At 52.8% G+C, this 15528-nt stretch carries 17 protein-coding genes, 3 pseudogenes and 1 other annotated feature; of the genes and pseudogenes, 18 read left to right on the forward strand and 2 right to left on the reverse strand.

Annotation, left to right across the window (positions count from 1 at the left end; genetic code table 11):
• Positions 1-185, reverse strand: a pseudogene (locus tag BLQ99_RS14335) (ISLre2 family transposase); the annotation flags it as partial.
• 214 nt (positions 186-399) lie between these two features.
• Between BLQ99_RS14335 and BLQ99_RS14340 the strand changes: the two are divergent.
• The 14 genes and pseudogenes from BLQ99_RS14340 (at position 400) to sigH (ending at position 12789) form a co-directional block, all read left to right on the forward strand.
• A complete protein-coding gene (locus BLQ99_RS14340; protein ID WP_093692151.1) occupies positions 400-903 on the forward strand; it encodes a CarD family transcriptional regulator in 504 nt (167 codons plus the stop codon).
• A gap of 125 nt (positions 904-1028) precedes the next feature.
• Positions 1029-2135, forward strand: a complete 1107-nt coding sequence (locus tag BLQ99_RS14345; RefSeq protein ID WP_245690515.1) for a PIN/TRAM domain-containing protein — start codon at positions 1029-1031, stop codon at positions 2133-2135.
• 221 nt (positions 2136-2356) lie between these two features.
• Positions 2357-3016 (forward strand): annotated as a pseudogene (gene ispD, locus BLQ99_RS15455) (2-C-methyl-D-erythritol 4-phosphate cytidylyltransferase); the annotation flags it as partial.
• Positions 3017-3040: 24 nt separating this feature from the next.
• Complete coding sequence (gene ispF, locus BLQ99_RS15460; protein ID WP_245690523.1) at positions 3041-3514, forward strand: 2-C-methyl-D-erythritol 2,4-cyclodiphosphate synthase; 474 nt, start codon at positions 3041-3043, stop codon at positions 3512-3514.
• 79 nt (positions 3515-3593) lie between these two features.
• Positions 3594-3869: a hypothetical protein gene (locus tag BLQ99_RS14355; protein ID WP_093692157.1), complete on the forward strand. Its 276-nt coding sequence runs from the start codon at positions 3594-3596 to the stop codon at positions 3867-3869.
• Positions 3870-4022: 153 nt separating this feature from the next.
• A complete protein-coding gene (gene gltX / locus BLQ99_RS14360) occupies positions 4023-5492 on the forward strand; it encodes a glutamate--tRNA ligase (RefSeq protein ID WP_093692159.1) in 1470 nt (489 codons plus the stop codon).
• Positions 5493-5567: 75 nt separating this feature from the next.
• Positions 5568-5791, forward strand: a binding site (T-box leader).
• A 48-nt stretch (positions 5792-5839) separates the two neighbouring features.
• Positions 5840-6508 carry a serine O-acetyltransferase gene (gene cysE / locus BLQ99_RS14365; RefSeq protein WP_245690517.1) on the forward strand — a complete coding sequence of 223 codons (669 nt, stop codon included), beginning with the start codon at positions 5840-5842 and terminating at the stop codon, positions 6506-6508.
• Entirely contained in the window at positions 6489-7931 is a 1443-nt protein-coding gene (cysS, locus tag BLQ99_RS14370; RefSeq protein WP_093692163.1) for a cysteine--tRNA ligase, read from the forward strand. Before cysE ends, cysS begins: the two co-directional genes overlap by 20 nt.
• Positions 7928-8437: a Mini-ribonuclease 3 gene (locus BLQ99_RS14375; RefSeq protein ID WP_245690519.1), complete on the forward strand. Its 510-nt coding sequence runs from the start codon at positions 7928-7930 to the stop codon at positions 8435-8437. The genes cysS and BLQ99_RS14375 overlap by 4 nt, the downstream gene beginning before the upstream one ends.
• Positions 8418-9104 carry an FAD-dependent thymidylate synthase gene (gene thyX / locus BLQ99_RS14380; RefSeq protein ID WP_093692165.1) on the forward strand — a complete coding sequence of 229 codons (687 nt, stop codon included), beginning with the start codon at positions 8418-8420 and terminating at the stop codon, positions 9102-9104. Before BLQ99_RS14375 ends, thyX begins: the two co-directional genes overlap by 20 nt.
• A gap of 159 nt (positions 9105-9263) precedes the next feature.
• Positions 9264-10010: a 23S rRNA (guanosine(2251)-2'-O)-methyltransferase RlmB gene (gene rlmB, locus BLQ99_RS14385; protein ID WP_093692167.1), complete on the forward strand. Its 747-nt coding sequence runs from the start codon at positions 9264-9266 to the stop codon at positions 10008-10010.
• The gene (locus BLQ99_RS14390; protein ID WP_245690521.1) at positions 10007-11380 is read left to right on the forward strand and encodes a VanW family protein; all 1374 of its coding nucleotides are present in this window, start codon (positions 10007-10009) and stop codon (positions 11378-11380) included. The genes rlmB and BLQ99_RS14390 overlap by 4 nt, the downstream gene beginning before the upstream one ends.
• Positions 11381-11382: 2 nt before the next feature.
• The gene (locus tag BLQ99_RS14395; protein ID WP_093692169.1) at positions 11383-11901 is read left to right on the forward strand and encodes an NYN domain-containing protein; all 519 of its coding nucleotides are present in this window, start codon (positions 11383-11385) and stop codon (positions 11899-11901) included.
• A gap of 156 nt (positions 11902-12057) precedes the next feature.
• Positions 12058-12789: an RNA polymerase sporulation sigma factor SigH gene (gene sigH / locus BLQ99_RS14400; RefSeq protein ID WP_093692171.1), complete on the forward strand. Its 732-nt coding sequence runs from the start codon at positions 12058-12060 to the stop codon at positions 12787-12789.
• Positions 12790-12832: 43 nt separating this feature from the next.
• Here the strand turns inward: sigH and BLQ99_RS14405 are convergent, their stop codons facing one another.
• Entirely contained in the window at positions 12833-13195 is a 363-nt protein-coding gene (locus BLQ99_RS14405; RefSeq protein WP_093692173.1) for a hypothetical protein, read from the reverse strand.
• 156 nt (positions 13196-13351) lie between these two features.
• On the opposite strand from BLQ99_RS14405, the gene BLQ99_RS14410 reads away from it, so the two are divergent.
• The 4 genes and pseudogenes from BLQ99_RS14410 to BLQ99_RS14425 form a co-directional block, all read left to right on the forward strand.
• The gene (locus BLQ99_RS14410; protein WP_093692175.1) at positions 13352-13675 is read left to right on the forward strand and encodes a hypothetical protein; all 324 of its coding nucleotides are present in this window, start codon (positions 13352-13354) and stop codon (positions 13673-13675) included.
• Between the two features lie 89 nt (positions 13676-13764).
• Positions 13765-14292, forward strand: coding sequence for a peroxiredoxin (locus tag BLQ99_RS14415; protein WP_245690525.1), 528 nt, complete (start codon positions 13765-13767; stop codon positions 14290-14292).
• Positions 14293-14408: 116 nt separating this feature from the next.
• Positions 14409-15113: a DUF421 domain-containing protein gene (locus BLQ99_RS14420; protein ID WP_093692179.1), complete on the forward strand. Its 705-nt coding sequence runs from the start codon at positions 14409-14411 to the stop codon at positions 15111-15113.
• Between the two features lie 195 nt (positions 15114-15308).
• A pseudogene (locus BLQ99_RS14425) lies at positions 15309-15528 on the forward strand (ISLre2 family transposase); the annotation flags it as partial.

Here is a 15528-nt window from a genome sequence, read left to right on the forward strand (position 1 = left end):
ATCAGCTGGTCCATTTTTTCTAAAACCGCCTTGACGATCGTGCGCCCTACGTCATGTAGTTTATTTTGTAACAGCCGCTCAAATTTCTGAAAATCCATCTCATACAATAAACGCTCAAATTCTTTCTCGTCTTCTTCCAACTTCGAAAGGATAACCTCTTTGATATATCGAATAAATACTGTCATGAAGACATCACCCCTGGGTAATCTTTTTGGATTACTCATCCCGTCGAAGGATGGTGATGTCTTCTTCTTTTTTCTTCCTCAAAAATCCTACAGTAATTTTACACTAACCAGACAGAAAAGTAAGATTGACAATGGCGGAAGGGTGTGATAAAATACTAAAATTTGAAAATTTGCAAGTTTTATGTTATACTAAATATGAGCAGGGGGGATATACATGGTGGCCATCGGTGACAAGGTCGTTTATCCCATGCATGGTGCCGGCGTCGTTGAAGCGTTGGAAGAGCATGAAGTCTTGGGGAAAAAACAATATTACTATGTGCTGACCATGCTTTGCAGCGGTATGCGTGTCATGATTCCGCAAGACCAAGTCGACCAGGTAGGGTTGCGCGCCGTTGTCGGCGAGACGGAGATAGCGCGAGTAAAAGAAGTCCTTAGCGGTTTACCTGAACAGGATACGGGCAATTGGAACCGGCGTATTAACCATAACCTTACGAAAATCAAGAGCGGCAGCATCTTTGAAGTGGCGGAAGTGGTGCGTAATCTGATGAAGCAAGAGGTAGGCAGGCGCCTTTCCACCGCTGAGCGGCGGCTGCTCGACACCGCTAAACAAATCTTGATTAGCGAACTGGTGCTGGCATGTGACAAAGATGTCGACAGCGTTGAAAGCTGGGTTGACGGACTGATACAAAAAAATAGCGCCGGGCAGGTAAACTTTTAGAGTATTTTTTCACTAAATTGGATAAACTAAAGAATGATTTCCACATTTTGGTTTATTGGTGGCCAATCTCTTGTGGGAATGCGGAATGTACTTTATAATATAACAATATGGGAGGAGGTGAAGTTTTGCTTGATAAAACGCTCCGTTTTGTAATCACCGTACTGGCAGCCATTGGCGGTCTGATGATGACTGACCGGATTATACCACTGCTGGCATCTGTGGTTAGTCCCGAATTCTTGCGCGTCGGTGTGTTTGGCATTACCGTGGCTACCATGGTATCTTTCCTGTTCGGCGGGCTGATTGGCGGCGTGGTTGGTTTTTTGGCGTCGCCGCTATTGATTAAACACTTGTGGCAGTTTACCTACTGGGTAGAAGCCAGGCTTAATAAAATGCCCGTTTATGACGTACTGGCAGGCGCGTTGGGTCTTGCTGTCGGACTTATAATTTCTAATCTTTTAGGTTCCGCCTTTCTTCCTATTCCGATTATTGGCACCTATGTTCCCGGGGTACTCAGCATTATTCTGGGTTATCTTGGCATAAATGTGGCAATCCGCAAGCGTGATGAACTGGTTGCCCTGTTTGCGTCCCTGCCGCGCATGGGTAAAGACCGGCAGAAGGAAAAGGGCGCCAACATTTCCCAGTATAAGATTCTCGATACCAGTGTCATTATTGACGGCCGCATTGCCGATATCTGCAAAAGCGGTTTTATTGAAGGTACGCTGGTTATTCCTGGCTTTGTGCTGGAAGAGCTGCAGCATATTGCCGATTCTTCCGACCTGCTTAAGCGTAATCGTGGCCGTCGCGGCCTTGATATTCTCAACCGTATTCAGAAGGAACTTGGCATGTATGTTCAGATTGACAACCGCGATTTCGACGATATCGCCGAAGTGGACTCCAAACTGGTAAAATTGGGTCAGCTTCTTAAGGCCAAGATCATTACCAATGATTACAACCTTAACAAGGTCGCCGAACTCCAGGGAGTACCTGTCCTCAACATCAACGAACTGTCCAACGCCGTGAAACCGGTAGTCCTACCCGGCGAGGAGATGGTCGTTCATGTGGTCAAAGACGGCAAGGAAGTCGGTCAAGGTGTTGCCTATTTAGACGATGGAACTATGATTGTTGTTGACGGCGGTAAGCGCCATATTGGCGAAACCATCGGCGTTTTGGTAACTTCGGTGTTGCAGACCGCCGCCGGCCGGATGATTTTTGCTAAGCCCAAGGCACTATAAAGTTCGAAATCAGCCCTCAAGCGCGGTGGCCGCTTCAGGGCTTTTCTTTTTCCGGGAAAAACAGGAAAAGCATTTTTGCTCGCGAAGCTAATAACGTAAAAAATTATATTCCGCTACGTTCCGTTTTTCCGTTTACAGCCTTCACATAAAAAAGCAATATTCCACCACAATCCACTTTCTACTTTCCGTTTTCTAATTTCCATATAGAAAGGTCGTAGAATATGGTAACAGCAATTATTGCCGCCGCCGGGCAGGGGCGGCGCATGGGCGCCGGGAGCAACAAAGTGCTGCTGACGCTGGCCGGCATTCCGCTTGTGGTCCGCACCGTCCGCCAACTGGCCGCTTGTCCGCAGATAGAGGAAATCATTATTGTAAGCGGGCCGGAGGAAATGGGAGAAATGCACTCTTTGGTTTCAGCCATGGGCTTAACCCAAAAATGGCAGGTCGTCGCCGGTGGCAGTGAACGCCAGTATTCGGTGGCCAATGCCCTCGCCGCCGTTTCCGGCAAGGCAGAGATTATTGTTGTGCACGACGGTGCCCGACCGCTGGCAGACCAAACGGCAATCGAAAATGTTATCGCCGCCGCCCGCGAGTATGGCGCCGCGGTAGTAGCCGTACCGGTCAAAGATACGATTAAAGTGGCTGATGCTAACGGTTTTGTGGCTACTACCCCTGACCGGAAGAAACTGTGGGCCGTTCAGACGCCGCAGGCCTTTCAGGCCGCCATTTTGCGCCAGGCTTACGCCCAGGCGTTGGCGGAAGGTTTTTTGGGAACCGACGATGCTTCCCTGGTGGAACGCCTGGGGATGCCGGTAAAACTGGTGACAGGCAGTTACCGCAATTTAAAAATCACGACGCCGGAAGATATGGTGATTGCCGCGGCGTTACTGGAAGGAGAAAGAACCATGCGGGTAGGCATTGGTTATGATGTGCATCGCTTGGTGGCAGGCCGCAACCTCATTTTAGGCGGGGTTGAGATCCCGTACGAGTATGGTCTTGAGGGTCATTCGGACGCTGACGTGCTATTGCACGCCATTAAAGATGCCCTGCTGGGGGCGGCGGCCCTCGGGGACATTGGGCGCCATTTTCCGGATACCGACCCGCGGTATAAAGGGGCTTCCAGCCTTAAACTACTGGCGCGCGTCAAGGAAATACTGGCTGAAAAAGGGTATGAGGCGGGTAATGTGGACGCTACCGTCATTGCCCAGAAGCCTAAGCTGGCGCCTTACATCGCCCAAATGAACGCCAATATCGCTGCCGTGCTGGGCATAGACGTCGACCGGGTTAATGTCAAAGCGACCACTACCGAAGGGCTGGGCTTTACCGGCCGCGGCGAAGGCATCGCGGCCCAGGCGGTTGCCACCGTTGTCCGCCGATAATGTTCGATGCATAAAAGGAGCGAGCGGCCGCATATTATAAATAATAACTTTTTTGCGCCCGTTTGGGAGGTGGCTTGCGGTGCGCCGCTTACTCTGCTTATTATTATGTCTGCTGATCCTTCTCGTCTGGCCTGGCGTGGCCAGCGCCGCCGACTTTAAGATTAACATAAGTATTTCCCGCCAGGACGACGGTACTACCTGCGGCGAACTGCTTGTCAACGACCGCGTGGTGTGGCGGATCGCCGTGCTGGCTGACGGCGCCAAACCGGCGACAAGCGGCGGTGCTTCGGCTACTACCTGGATTGCGCCCGATATTGTGAACGGCATGTTTGTAATTAAAATCAGCAGTGAATAATGGTGCGGCACTTGGTGATTTGGCCAAGTGCCGTTTTACAGTCCGCCGCGGCGTGCAGCCTGTTCTTGCGAAAAAAGCCGGAATGATTTACAATATCATGGAAAAGACAGACGAACTGGCTGCTTTAGGTTCGGTTTTATTGGAGGGATATAAATGTCTAAGCGGGAACTGCGCGTGCGGTTCGCTCCCAGCCCTACCGGCCCTTTTCATATCGGCGGGGCCCGCTCGGCGCTGTTTAACTGGCTGCTGGCGAAAAAGCACGGCGGCAAAATGATACTGCGGATTGAGGATACCGACCTGGAACGTTCCAGCAAGGAGTCGGAAGAAAACATCAAGGAAGCGCTGCGGTGGCTGGGCATCCAGTGGGATGAAGGCGTCGATGTCGGCGGTCCTTATGGCCCATACCGCCAGACCGAACGGCTGGATATTTACCGTCAGTATACCGACAAGTTAATCGCCGAGGGGAAAGCCTATTTATGTTACTGCACCGACGAAGAATTGGAAGCTGAACGGCAGGCCCAGTTGGCGCGGGGCGAGACGCCGCGGTACAGCGGGCGCTGCGCCGCTCTGACCGAGGAGGAGCGCCGGCGCCTGGTTGCCGAAGGCCGCAAGCCGGCGGTGCGGTTCCGCGTGCCGGAAAACCGGCAGATTGTCTTTAAGGACTTGGTGCGTGGCGTCGTTACGTTTGATTCTAACGGCATTGGCGATTTCGTTATTCTCAAGTCGGACGGCATTCCCGTGTACAATTATGCGGTGGTCATTGACGATGCCCTGATGCGCATTACCCATGTCATCCGGGCCGAAGAACACCTTTCCAATACGCCGCGGCAAATACTGCTATACGAGGCGCTGGGATTTGAGCTGCCTGAATTCGGGCACATTTCGCTTATCTTAGGCAAGGACCGGACGAAAATGAGCAAACGGCATGGCGCTACGTCGGTAGAGCAATACCGACAGCTTGGCTATCTGCCGGAGGGGCTCGTTAATTTCCTCGCCCTCCTGGGATGGTCGCCGGCAAATGAGCAGGAGTTCTTTACCATTGACGAACTGGTGCGGGAGTTCAGTATGGACCGGGTAGCCAAGAATCCGGCCGTCTTTGACTTGGACAAGCTCAACTATATCAACGCCCATTATATTCGCCGCGCCGATCCGGCCCTTGTTACCGAACTAGCCCTGCCCCACTTACAGGCGGCCGGCTATGTTCAGGAACCGGTGACGCCTGAGCAGCGGACCTGGCTGGTCCAGGTGGTGGCCGCCGTCCAGGATTATATCAGTTATGCGGCTCAGGTTGTCGACCATGTGGATATTTTCTTTAAGGATGAAGTGGAATTTGAAAGCGACGAAGCGCGCCAGGTACTCGCCGATCCCGATATCCCGCGGGTGATGGCGGCGTTTAAGAGCAAATTAGACGCCTTGCAGGTGGTGGATGCCCCGGCCGTACAGGCTGTGCTGAAAGGTATTACGAAAGAGCTGAAAGTGGGCGGCAAAAAAGTTTACATGCCGATCCGCGTCGCCCTTACCGGCCGGACGCACGGTCTTGACCTGGACAAGTTTATTGCCCTCATCGGTAAGGAGCGGACGCTGGTCCGGCTACAGCAGACCTTAGCCAAAATCGGGCTATAACCTCCTCTGATTGACAGCTGCCTAACGGCTGTGTATAATGAAATCACCAACCGCAGAAAACTTATCATAATACTCGGAAAAGTCATGACCGGGAGAAGTAGGCGCAGGTCCACCCCGCCAGAGAGGCGCCGCCAACGGCTGCGAGCGGCGCTGGGGTCAGGAGCGCCGAAATGCGCCCGCGAACTGGACGACGGAAAGCTTAAAGTATGTCGTCTCGGCCGCAGCCGTTATTTTGCGGAAAGTGGGGTGCGAGCGACTCGTACCCAAGCAGAGTGGAACCACGGACCACCGTCTCTGTGAGGCGGTGGTCTTTTTATTTTGGCAGCTATTTTTGGAGGAGGAGAATAATGTTTGAACGCTTAAAAAAGGATATTCAGGTCGTTTTTGAACGCGACCCGGCGGCTAAAAGCGTTCTGGAAGTGCTGCTATGCTATCCGGGACTACATGCCATTTGGCTGCACCGCATTGCTCACCGCCTTTACAAGCGGGGGTGGATCGTACTGCCCCGTCTGATTTCCAATTTTGCCCGCTTTCTCACGGGTATTGAAATCCATCCGGGAGCCAAAATAGGGGAAGGTTTGTTTATTGATCATGGCACCGGCGTGGTGATCGGGGAAACGGCCGAGATTGGCCGCAATGTAACGCTTTATCAGGGAGTGACGCTGGGCGGTACAGGCAAGGAAAAAGGCAAGCGTCATCCTACCATCGGCGACAATGTCGTCGTGGCCAGCGGCGCTAAAGTGCTCGGGTCGTTTAAGGTCGGCGACAATTCCAAGATTGGCGCTGGTTCGGTTGTGCTCAAGGAAGTGCCGCCCAACTCTACGGTGGTAGGCATCCCGGGGCGCGTTGTCGTCAAAGACGGCAAGCGGATTGACGATATCGACCTGGAACACAACAATCTGCCCGACCCGGTGGCCGAGATGTTAAATTGCATGCACCGGAAGATCGAAAAACTGGAGGCGCGTATTGCCCAACTGGAAGAGGAGTTGAACAAACATGGCGCTAAGAGTGTATAATACCTTGACCAAGCAAAAGGAAGAATTTGTGCCGCGGGAGCCTGGCAAGGTAAAAATGTATGTCTGCGGCGTGACGCCGTACAACCACCCCCATATCGGCAACGCCAGGCCGTTTATTACCTGGGACGTTATTCGCCGTTATCTTGAACATCGCGGTTTTGCCGTTTTTCATGTCCAAAACTTTACCGACATCGATGATAAAATTATTAATACTGCCAACCAGGAAGGCGTGACCTGGGACACCGTCGCTAACCGGTACATCGCTGCCTATTTTGAAGTAATGGATAAACTTAACGTCCGCCGGGCCCATGTTTATCCCCGCGTATCAGACCACATCGGCGAAATTATCGCCATCGTCAGGCGGCTTATCGACAAGGGCTATGCCTATACAATCGATGGCGATGTCTATTACAGCGTGGAAAAGTTTGCTCCCTATGGCCAGTTGAGCGGTCGCAGCCTGGAGGACATGAAGGCCGGCGCCCGTATTGACGTCGATGAACGCAAGCGCCACCCGATGGACTTCGCCTTATGGAAAAGCGCCAAACCGGGCGAGCCGGCCTGGGACAGTCCATGGGGGCCGGGGCGGCCGGGTTGGCATATTGAATGCAGCGCGATGGCCCTGAAATATCTAGGCAACGGTTTTGACTTCCATGGCGGCGGTAGTGACCTTATTTTTCCCCACCATGAAAACGAAATTGCCCAGTCGGAAGCGTATACGGGCGAGACGCCGTTTGTGCGCTATTGGCTGCACAACGGCTTTATTACCGTCAACGAGGAAAAAATGAGCAAATCGCTCGGCAACTTCTTCCTCGTCAAAGACATTCTGGCTCATTACCCGCCCGAGGTGCTCAGGTTTTTTATCCTGTCTACCCATTACCGCAGTCCGCTGGACTTCAGCGACGAGCGACTGGCGGAAGCCGGACGCAGCCTGGAGCGTCTGCGGACGGCCGTGGAAAATATTCGCCAGCTCGAGAAACTGCCCGGCGGCGCCGGCGGGGAGCAAGCCGACGTTGTCCGCCGGGCGGCTGCCCAGGCGAAAGCCGAGTTTTACGCGGCCATGGACGATGATTTCAACACCGCTTTGGCGATTAGCGTCATGTTCAGCTTGGCGAAAGAGATCAATATCTATTACAGTCAGGTGGCGGCCGGCAAGGTGGTGCTGGATGCCCAGGCCCTGGCGGAAGTGCGCGACGCTTATTTCATGATGGCCGATATTTTGGGAATATTAGTAAAGGAACGGGCCGGCCAGACGGAAGTTGACGGCGAACTTGTCGCCGGGCTGATGGACATCATCATCGCCGTCCGCCAGGAAGCCCGCCAGCGCAAGGATTGGGCCACCGCGGACGGTATTCGCAGCCGCCTGGCCGAATTAGGCATTATTCTGGAAGATTCGCCGCAGGGCGTAAGGTGGAAACGGCGTTGAAATTTGACCACTTTCAGCTATTAATGGGAAAAATACTGAACCAGGCGGCTACTGCCCCTGTGGGTAGCTTCGCGGTGGAGCCCGAGCGGCTCCACCCGCTAGTTCTTGCTTACATCGGCGATGCTGTCTTTACCCTTTATGTGCGTACCCGTCTATTGACCTATGAACAACAGAAAGTTCGCGTGCTGCACAGTTACGACGCCAAGATGGTATCGGCCGTAATGCAGGCAGTGGCGGTCAAGGAGCTTGCGGGCGAACTCAGCGAAGCCGAACAGGACCTTGTGCGGCGAGGTCGTAACACTGGTAAGGCTGCGCCGCGCAGCGCCTCGGTTGGCGAATACCGCCACAGCACCGGGTTTGAGACCCTGCTTGGCTATCTCTTTCTCAGTAAGCAGCATGAACGCCTTTATGAGATTATGGATAAGGCATTTGTCATTATTTCCCGGAAATTATTGAAATGTGATGAAGAATGTGGTGAGGAGAAGAATGAAGGTAAAACTGATTAACCACACGCCCGAGCCTGAACGGGCGGTAGCGATGGCGGCAAGGCTGTGTTACTCACCGGTAGGGGCGGCCCAATTGGCGGAAACCATGTCGGACGAGCAGATCAGTCGACTGGTGGCCAAGATTATCAGCCTGGGCCACCTGTCAACCCTGGAGCATGTTACATTTACCTTCGCCATTGAAGGAGTTTCGCGGGTGCTGACCCACCAACTGGTGCGCCACCGCATCGCTTCTTATTCCCAACAGTCACAGCGGTATGTAAAGGAACATGATTTTGAATACATCCTACCGCCGTCGATTGGTGCCAATCCGGCGGCTAAGGAGAAATTTGCGGCCTTGATGGAGACAATTCGTGATGTTTATGATGAGCTGGTAGCGCTGGGCGTGCACCAGGAAGACGCGCGCTATGTTCTGCCCAATGCGACGGAAACCAAAATTGTCGTAACAATGAATGCCCGGTCGCTGCTGCATTTTTTCCAGCTGCGCTGCTGCAACCGCGCCCAGTGGGAAATCCGGCGCCTGGCCGAGACCATGCTGGCCGAGGTGCGGCAAGTGGCGCCGCTGCTCTTTGCCAAAGCCGGGCCAACGTGCGTCACCGCTGGCTACTGCAGCGAAGGGGAAATGTCGTGCGGCAGGCTTGCTCGTCTTAAGCCCAAAAACCGGGAATAACCCCGGTTTTTCTGTTACATAAAAGTAGCCAACGGCAAAGATATTAGTTTTTAACGCGGTAAGCGGAAAGTGGAAATCGGCTGCGCTTTTTTACATAACAAACGGAATTTACGGTTATACTAAAAGGCCGCCTGAGTGGCGGCGGAAGGAGGCGTACACATGAATGAAGATATTATTGCCGGACGAAACGTTGTGATGGAAGCGCTGCGGAGCGGCCGGCCAATCAATAAAATATTAGTAGCTAAAGGCGAGCGGCATGGCTTGGTGCGGGAAATTGTCGGTTTGGCCCGCGAACAAGGGCTGGTGGTCCAGGAAGTGGATGTTGCCAAATTAGATGCCGTGGCCATGGGGGTCCGCCACCAAGGCGTGGTGGCCATGGTAGCACCGGTGGCGTATGTCGACGTTGACGAGATTTTAGCCCAAGCCGCGGCTAAGGGCGAAGCGCCTTTCCTGGTACTGCTTGATGAGCTGGAAGACCCGCATAACGTGGGGGCAATCCTGCGAACCGCCGACGCTACCGGGGTGCACGGTGTACTGCTGCCCAAGCGCCGCAGTTGCCCCCTGTCGGCGACGGTTGCCAAGACGTCGGCCGGAGCGGTGGAGTATGTACCGGTGGCGCGGATTGGCAATATTGTCCAGACGCTGGAGAAATTGAAAAAAGCCGGGTTGTGGGTCGTCGGCGCCGATATGGCGGGTGATAAGGCTTATTATGAAGCTGATTTAACCGGGCCGCTGGTTGTCGTGGTGGGCAGCGAGGGCCGGGGGATGGGGAGGTTGACGCGCGAGGCCTGCGATTTTCTAGTGCGCATCCCGATGCGCGGCCGCCTTTCTTCACTCAACGCGTCGGTAGCGTGTTCGCTAATTTTATATGAGGTGCTAAAGCAGCGGGAGATGAAAGGGACGTGAAGAAAAAACGGATGACAGTCATTGCTGCGCTGGTTGGCGCTGCGGTAGCCGCAAGTGTTTTTTCGCCGCTGCTGTGGCCGCGGGTGTATGCCGGCGTTACGGTCGACGGGGTTGATGTCGGCGGTATCGGCCGGGCGGAAGTATATCAAATTCTGCTTCTGTGGCAAAAAGAGCAACAGGAGCGGCGCGTCGCTGTATATTATGGCGATACACGGTTTGAAATTACGGCTGACGCCATTGATTTCGTTTTCGACGCCGATGCGACATTAGAAGAGGTATGGGGAGTCGGGCGGCGTGGCGTTTGGTGGGAGCGCCTGAAAAATATTTATCTGGCCGCGGCCGGGGGCTATCGCGTCCCCGTGCGTTTCCGCTATAATGAAACTAAACTGGCGAATCTGCTGGAGCAGTGGAGGGAAACTATTGACCGTCCCCCCCGCAATGCCACCGTCAGTCTGCTGACCGGCGGGATTATTCCGCAAGAGCCGGGCCGTAAACTGGAGACAGAGGCCCTGCGTCCCCTACTGTTAAAAGCGCTGCGCAGCCCTGATGTCAAGGACGTAGCCATGCCGGTCACGCCGGTTTATCCGGAAATCACGGTGGCCGACCTTCAGCGCACCGGCATCCGGGAAAACCTTTCCCGGTTTACCACCGTCTTTGACCCGAAGGATACTAACCGGACGGCCAATATACGTTTAGCGGCCCGGAAAATCAACGGTCATATCGTCTATCCCGGACAGACCTTTTCTTTTAATGAAACGGTCGGTCCGCGGGAAAAAGCCTATGGGTTTAAAGAGGCCCTCGAAATCGTGGATGGTGAATTTGTTCCCGGCGTAGGGGGCGGTGTCTGCCAAGTGTCCTCGACCCTGTATAATGCCGTATTGCTGGCGAATTTACCGGTTGTTGAGCGCTCCAACCACTCCAAGCCGCTTGGTTATGTCGGACTTGGCCGCGATGCAACCGTCGCCTATGGCGTGTTGGACTTTAAGTTTAGCAACAGTACCAACGGGCCGATTATGATTATGGCCGAGGTGGAGGGTGACAAGCTCCATGTGGGCATTTTTGGCCAAGAACGCCGCGACGAGACAGTCGAGGTTTTGGCCGCCGAACGAAAGGTCATTCCGCCGGCTATTATCAAAAAACAGGACCAGGACATGTTTTTGGGCGAAACGCGGATGGACAAGCAGGGCAAGCCGGGTTATGAAGTTACCACCATCCGGGTGGTGCGGCGCAACGGGCAGGAAGTAAAGCGGGAAATATTGGCCAAAGACCGCTATTTACCGGAAAACACCATTGTCAAAGTGGGGGTTAAGCTGCCACCCTTTGCCCAGAGCAGCGGGCAGGGGGATAAAGAAAAAAGAACAGGGGAATAGATGTGAATACCACGCTGATTGTGGACGGCTACAATGTTATTAACGCCTGGCCGGAACTTGCGGCGCTGAAAGAGGATAGTCTTGAGCATGCCCGGGAGAAACTGCTGGAAGTCATGGCAGGATACGGCGCCTACAAAGGCTATCGTGTTATCGTCGTGTTTGACGCCCACGCGGTGGCGGGAATGGACAGTGTGGAGCAGATTACTCCAGACCTGGAAGTGGTTTATACCGGTGAGGGGCAAACGGCTGACAGTTATATTGAAAAGATGGTTTATTATCTCGTGCGCCAGGGACACCGCGTCTATGTCGTTACCTCCGACTGGGCAGAGCAGATGGTCATCCTGGGGGCAGGCGCCTTCCGGATACCGGCCCGGGAATTATGGCAGGATGTCCGGGAGATGAAGCGGGATGTTGCCGATAAATATGGCGAGACGGTGCTGACTTACCGACGGCATGAACTAGGCAGCCGGCTAAACCATGAGGTGGTGCGCCGCCTGAACGAACTGCGGCGCGGTCGCTAGGAGAGCTTTCCGCAGACAAGATTGGCTTGACTAGGCAACTCGCGGTAGAGTATAATTGGTTTTGAATATGGCATGTACCGTTGTCGTCTAAGCACTAAGCTCTTAGTGCGTTTTCTTTTTCGGCAATGCGAAAAACTGCAGAATGGGGGCGATGCGATGCGGGCAAATACTCAGCGCGATCTGTATAGTCGTTTTGAAAATATGACCGATGAAGAAATAGTAATTGACGCCAAGGATAACGATAACGCAGTCGCACAGGAGTATTTAATCAATAAATACCGCAACTTCGTTCGAGCCAAGGCCAGGTCTTACTTTCTGATCGGCGCCGACCGCGAAGATATTATTCAGGAAGGTATGATCGGGTTATATAAGGCCATCCGCGATTTCCGTAATGACAAGCTCTCGTCCTTCAGGGCATTTGCCGAACTATGCGTAACCCGTCAGATCATCACAGCCATCAAAACGGCAACCCGTCAAAAGCATATCCCGCTGAACTCATATGTATCGTTAAATAAGCCGATTTATGATGAAGACTCCGACCGGACCCTCCTCGACGTGTTGTCCGGTTCCAAAATTTCTGACCCGGAAGAGCTGGTGATCAGCCGGGAAGAGTTTATTGATATTGAGGCCAAGATGGGGCAAATCTTGAGCGACCTGGAATGGAAAGTGCTTATGTCTTACCTGGACGGCAAGTCCTATCAGGAAATCGCCAGCGAACTGGACCGCCATGTAAAGTCCATTGACAACGCGTTGCAGCGGGTCAAGCGGAAACTGGAACGCTATCTGGACAACCGCGGCGATGATGACGAAGTCCGCGGCATGTATAAGGGACTGACTGGCCTAAAGGACCGGGATAACAAACCGGATGAAAACCTTGATGAAGAATGAAAAACGACATCGTTTTTGATGTCGTTTTTTTCATATTTCGCGGTTAATCTTCTTTGTGCTGGCAGCCTTGTTCCTTTTTGCTGCCGTATTCGGTGATATAACTCCGCAGGTTTGCTACCTGGCCGGTATAGTTCATCCAGAAATCGTCGCCGGCGACCGTAATCCACGCAGCGTCGGGGGTAACCGTTTTTTCTTTTTCATCCAAAAAATCGGCGCTGAATTGTTTCAAAACCAGTACCGGTTCGCCGTGGAAAGTAACGACCAGGCCTTTGCTGGCAAGCATGTTAATTAAGTAATCAAAGGGGCTGTCGCTGCCCTGCCAGAAACAGCGATTACACATGTAGGCGCCGTTTTTGTAGTATACGTCGCGGACTTTCCGGCCGCAGTCGCAGGTAAATTTTTGCAATGATTCCGCCTCCTGACGTTTAAAAGCATTGTGGCCCACCACTGATTATACCATAATATTGACTAAGCAAGGGCGAGTGGCAGCGGAAGTTTATCCGGCTAAGACATAAGAAAATCTTATTTATGTAACAAATTTTATTATGGTAGGAGGGAGCCTATGAATTTTACCGTAAAGGCGCAGGCCGTTGACCCGGCAAAAGTGTTAAATGTGGCGCCGGAGGTGATTGCCAATCAGCGGGTAGGGTCGCGGCTGGCGTTTGCCGCACCCCATGACCTGACGGTCGAGTTTGCCAATGGGTCAATCATGGTGGACGGTATCGATCTCATTATCTACATTATCCCGCAGGAATTCTTCTGCTACCGTGGGGAAGAGATGATTGTAAAATTCAACCTTGATACAAGAGAAGTGGAAATTGCCCTTGAGCCTTCGGTGCGGAATATTCCGCACCGCGCCATTATTCGTCCGGCTTGCGGCGAGTAGCGAATGATCCGGGTGATTTTGGGGTACATTATGGGCGGCAACTGGCGGTAGCCGGTAGTAATGTAAAGGAGGATAATTCGATGGCAGTAATGGTTGGTCAAAAGGCGCCTGATTTTCGTTTGCCGACCACCAAAAACCTGGAGACGCTCGACCATGTGGCGCAGCTGTCTGATTACCGGGGAAAGTGGCTTGTGCTCTTTTTTTACCCCCTCGACTTCACCTTTGTCTGACCGACGGAAATCAGAGGGTTTAATACCCGGTTAGGCGAGTTTCGTCGACTCAATGCGGAAATTCTGGCAGTCAGTACTGACAGTGTTTTCAGCCATCGGGCCTGGATTAAGACCCCGGTCGATGACGGCGGACTTGGGCCAATTGACTACCCGTTGGGCTCTGACATAACGCGGGAAGCATCCCGGTCCTACGGTGTACTGCTGGAAGATAAGGGTATTGCTCAGCGCGGTCTGTTTATAATTGACCCCGATGGCATTATCCAGTATGCCGTAGTGACCAACCTGGATGTAGGCCGCAGTGTGGAGGAAACGCTGCGGGTGCTCCAGGCCTTGCAGACCCGGGGGCTGTGTCCGCTGGACTGGAAACCGGGCGATAAACTGCTATAAATTTGAATTGCGTAAGCTGCCCGCCGAGATTGGGCAGCTTGCACTTTTTTATAAATCCCGCGGTGGCAGTTCACACTAATAGTGCTTATTAACTACTGGTGAGGAAGGTGCGGGTAATGGAAAATTTGGGCGGGACGGCTTTTCACGCCGTCGCTGGCATGTTGGCGCTGCTCCTTATCTGGCTGGCCATGGGCAACCGACAGATTGGCGAATTTACCCCTTTTGACTTTCTTGTGTCAATTACCGCCGGCACCATCGTAGGGGCCGGTATTGCCGACCCGCGCATTGAGCTCAGCCGTACTTTAGTAGCTCTTGTAATTCTAGCCTTGATACAGGCCGTTATTAGCTGGCTAACCTTTAGGTTTCGCAATGTCCGGCGTAAACTAAGCTACCAGCCGGTGGTGCTGGTTGAAAACGGGCAAATAATTAAGGCCAATCTGCGCAAGGCCAAGATGACGGTGGAAATGCTGCTTGGGATCTTAAGGGACCGGGGCTGTTTTGATATCACCGAGGTAGAGTTGGCTATTTTGGAACCGCACGGCCAGGTGAGTGTTTTGAAAAAAGCCGAGTTTCAGCCGGTGACTCCCCGCCACCTTAACCTAAGTGTACCGCCTAACCGGCTCATGGTTCCCGTTATTCTGGAAGGAGAACTGCAGGCGGGCGTTTTGGCGCGCCTTGGTTTATCCCCGCAAGATATTGATAACTTTCGCCGGCAGCATAAAGATAAAATTGATGGGGTTTTTGTCGCTTTTATGGACCAAGACCACCGGCTGCACATCATGCCTGCCGATGTTAGGGAAAAAAACGTTTTTTTGCACTAACCGCGATATGTTGGCCGATGGCGGTATCAGCCGCAGTGAGAACCTGCCGGACAGTATGTCTGGGCAGGTTTTTTCGTAATATGCAGTGTTAGTGTAAAATTACTGTAGGATTTTTGAGGAAGAAAAAAGAAGAAGACATCACCATCCTTCGACGGGATGAGTAATCCAAAAAGATTACCCAGGGGTGATGTCTTCATGACAGTATTTATTCGATATATCAAAGAGGTTATCCTTTCGAAGTTGGGAGAAGACGAGAAAGAATTTGAGCGTTTATTGTATGAGATGGATTTTCAGAAATTTGAGCGGCTGTTACAAAATAAACTACATGACGTAGGGCGCACGATCGTCAAGGCGGTTTTAGAAAAAATGGACCAGCTGATCAAACAAGATAAGATGCTTCGTCCTGGCTGGGTAG

It is taken from the genome of Sporolituus thermophilus DSM 23256 (genome assembly GCF_900102435.1).
Lineage (GTDB): Bacteria > Bacillota > Negativicutes > Sporomusales > Thermosinaceae > Thermosinus > Thermosinus thermophilus.

Bases quoted from the DNA above. Each gene is read 5' to 3' on its own strand.
- cysS (WP_093692163.1), top strand. From the start codon at position 6,489: ATGGCGCTAAGAGTGTATAATACCTTGACCAAGCAAAAGGAAGAATTT.
- BLQ99_RS14420 (WP_093692179.1), top strand. From the start codon at position 14,409: ATGGAAAATTTGGGCGGGACGGCTTTTCACGCCGTCGCTGGCATGTTG.
- ispF (WP_245690523.1), top strand. From the start codon at position 3,041: ATGCGGGTAGGCATTGGTTATGATGTGCATCGCTTGGTGGCAGGCCGC.
- rlmB (WP_093692167.1), top strand. From the start codon at position 9,264: ATGAATGAAGATATTATTGCCGGACGAAACGTTGTGATGGAAGCGCTG.
- cysE (WP_245690517.1), top strand. From the start codon at position 5,840: ATGTTTGAACGCTTAAAAAAGGATATTCAGGTCGTTTTTGAACGCGAC.
- gltX (WP_093692159.1), top strand. From the start codon at position 4,023: ATGTCTAAGCGGGAACTGCGCGTGCGGTTCGCTCCCAGCCCTACCGGC.
- BLQ99_RS14340 (WP_093692151.1), top strand. From the start codon at position 400: ATGGTGGCCATCGGTGACAAGGTCGTTTATCCCATGCATGGTGCCGGC.
- sigH (WP_093692171.1), top strand. From the start codon at position 12,058: ATGCGGGCAAATACTCAGCGCGATCTGTATAGTCGTTTTGAAAATATG.
- BLQ99_RS14410 (WP_093692175.1), top strand. From the start codon at position 13,352: ATGAATTTTACCGTAAAGGCGCAGGCCGTTGACCCGGCAAAAGTGTTA.
- thyX (WP_093692165.1), top strand. From the start codon at position 8,418: ATGAAGGTAAAACTGATTAACCACACGCCCGAGCCTGAACGGGCGGTA.